At 41.0% G+C, this 2,532-nt stretch carries 3 protein-coding genes; 1 reads left to right on the top strand and 2 read right to left on the bottom strand.

Annotated features, from left to right (window positions below; all coding sequences use genetic code 11):
- Window positions 1-386 precede the first annotated feature (386 nt).
- Window positions 387-1,352, bottom strand: coding sequence for a nucleotidyl transferase AbiEii/AbiGii toxin family protein (locus ABFQ95_08415; GenBank protein MEN8237538.1), 966 nt, complete (start codon window positions 1,350-1,352; stop codon window positions 387-389).
- Entirely contained in the window at window positions 1,339-2,148 is an 810-nt protein-coding gene (locus ABFQ95_08410; GenBank protein ID MEN8237537.1) for a hypothetical protein, read from the bottom strand. The genes ABFQ95_08415 and ABFQ95_08410 overlap by 14 nt, the downstream gene beginning before the upstream one ends.
- Before the next feature lie 269 nt (window positions 2,149-2,417).
- On the opposite strand from ABFQ95_08410, the gene ABFQ95_08405 reads away from it, so the two are divergent.
- On the top strand, window positions 2,418-2,532 hold a 115-nt coding region (locus tag ABFQ95_08405), incomplete at its 3' end, for an IS6 family transposase (GenBank protein ID MEN8237536.1).

Here is a 2,532-nt window from a genome sequence, read left to right as displayed (position 1 = left end):
GCATGCCAGATCTTGATGAGATGATTGACAACATACGCTTAAATTTCGGATCTCTCTGATCCTACTGGTACTTTTGGAGGCGTTTCACACAAAACCCCTTATAAGGTTTTCCCGACTTCCGTCATGATCAGCAACACTAGCATGTGTCATTGGTGTCCACAGCGCAACAGATAGTATGATGGTGAGTAAAAATTTCATGTGTATTCCTCCGACGATTTTTCTAAGATCGTGTTTCGCGTTAGTTTCATACTATGCTAGCATCTCAGAATGAAGCGTAGCGCACTGCTTCGTCAAGCTTAGAAGTAGCTTGTTTGCAAAAATAATAATTAACCATTTGTATAAAGGTAAAAATTTCACGCTATTTATTTTATTAGGGAAAATATTTGTTAAGCAAGAGATTTTGCCTTTGAAGTTGCCCACAAAAGTGCAGGATGTCCCTTAAGCTTATCGATCAAAGAACGATCACCTGTGATTAATTGAGGTTCTATCTTTCCGTCTGTCCGAATGGACTGCAGAAATTTCTCCTCAGATGATCGCAAAGGCAGCAAAATAGACAGTGACTTTCGTAGAGCTTCGAGCATTTCTTGTGCCCAATTCTCTAGGTTTCCTCTAGCCCTAATATTGGAATCTTGTTTGAGCACCGGTAAAAGTTGGTTATGAATGTCCTTGAGATCGTAGTTCAGGTGGCCAAGTTTGAGTGCCTCTTGGGAAACTTCGCTCATGGCAAGATAAGCAACCCAGATTGGACGTAGTTGATCAAGTGATAAATGACCATGGGTGAAAAGGTGATGCGCATCAAAAAAATCTCGACTCGTTCGGCGATTGAATAATGCAGCTAACTTCCCAGAAGCTAGCTCGTGCACGTCTAAAACTGGAACTTCTATTGACCCTTCACGCGTGAGATTAGGTAGTTTCCATTCTAGATCAAGCAATGGTTGACGATACATATAGTTCAAGTCGATTTCGAGATTGCCTTTTTGCCCCAAAAGGCTCTTGTATTGCCAAATCATCTTACCGCCCGCATATGTTGTAGGATTTCGATAGGCAGTCATCCCCATATCCGACAAGATTTGCTCAATTGCCCTGTTAATTACGGGGCGCTCTTCCAGCATTATGGATTTGTCGATTGAACCGATATAGTTCAAATCTATATCTACCGAAAGCCTTGGTAAACTCTCAAAATGAAACAGGTTAAGAGCCGTTCCGCCCTTTAATGCCAATCGGTCTTTTAAATACGGAACAGTCATAAATGCTTTTAACACCTCCAAGAGCTGCATAACCTTTTCCAGATTTTCAGGCTTAAACTGCTCCTGGCGCGCTTGGCTTAATAAATGAGCTTTAGAATCCAGCATCAGGCTCCTCCCAGGCTTTGGATAAGTGACTTTCGGGTATCATTAAGTTCCACTTCTTATGATAGCGACTTGGCTCTGTACTCTTTCCAGCTAAATAGTAGGGAGATTTCGGTCGACGGTGTAACAATAGATCCAAATCTTCATGGCTCACAGCAAACGCTCCTTTTCTTTGTTCCAAAAAAAATCCTAGTTTTGCACATAACACTGGACTTTCAAGCGCAAGACAATATTTTATAGTATCATCAATAGGCAAAACAGAAATAGAACTGAGACAGCGATACACTTCTTCCCATCCACCGCAAAGTTCAGGTCGATCCAAAACATCCACATAAGTACTGGCCAAACTGGTCATTCTAATATCTGTCCCATTGCGATTCACTGATACAGTAAATGATTTGTACAAGTTTGGATCTTGAACAAAGCGCTTGTGATAAACTGGCTGGAATAGCGTCTCACCAAACTCAAATGACTTAATTTTATGCTTGGTTTTAAAAGTTTGCTTGCGAAAAAGAGAGTAGGCAAAACCATGCAACTCTAAGGCAGAATGATATGACAGTATACTGTCTTCAGTCACCATACCAGCCAAAGCATAAGAGTCGATGTTGAGGTTTTCAGCTGATGTCCCAGGTGGCACTACGGCAAAAAGACCACGGCGGATTGAAACAATCCGTTTTTTGCGCAGATAATACTGCAGAGCCTGCAGTACCGCTTCTCTTTTTTGCGTTCCTGTTTGGGCCTTGAATGCAGCAAATTGCTCGAGCCTAAAAATAGGATTTTGGTGAAAAAAGACATCCATTTTTAAACAACCTCCAAAACATAACGTATTATATTAATTAATGGAGGTCAAATAAAAAATAGTGGAATCTTTGGTGATATGCCACGTAAATCACAATGTGGCATTTCGGCGGTTCAAAAAAGCAATTATGCTTCGCTCCTCAATGAAATTATAGTGTTGCGCTTTACTGCCACACAATTTTTAAGATTTATCAGATCGCATTGGTTCTGTCGCATCTGTTGCCGTCCCGAAAAGATTGGGGTATCTTCACCTGGAAGGTAGGTGCTCAAATGTTCAAAGTTTCAAAAAAACTCTCACATCATTTTAAGGGATTCAGTTCTTCAGCCTCAGTAATCCTGATGTTTGTCTATATGAAGTTTCGATTCTCCCTCAGTTATCGCGAGT

The organism is Pseudomonadota bacterium, assembly GCA_039714795.1.
Classification (GTDB): Bacteria; Pseudomonadota; Alphaproteobacteria; order JAGOMX01; family JAGOMX01; genus JBDLIP01.
The sequence above is the reverse complement of the archived record's forward strand: the minus strand, read 5'-3'. Positions and strand labels throughout refer to the sequence as shown.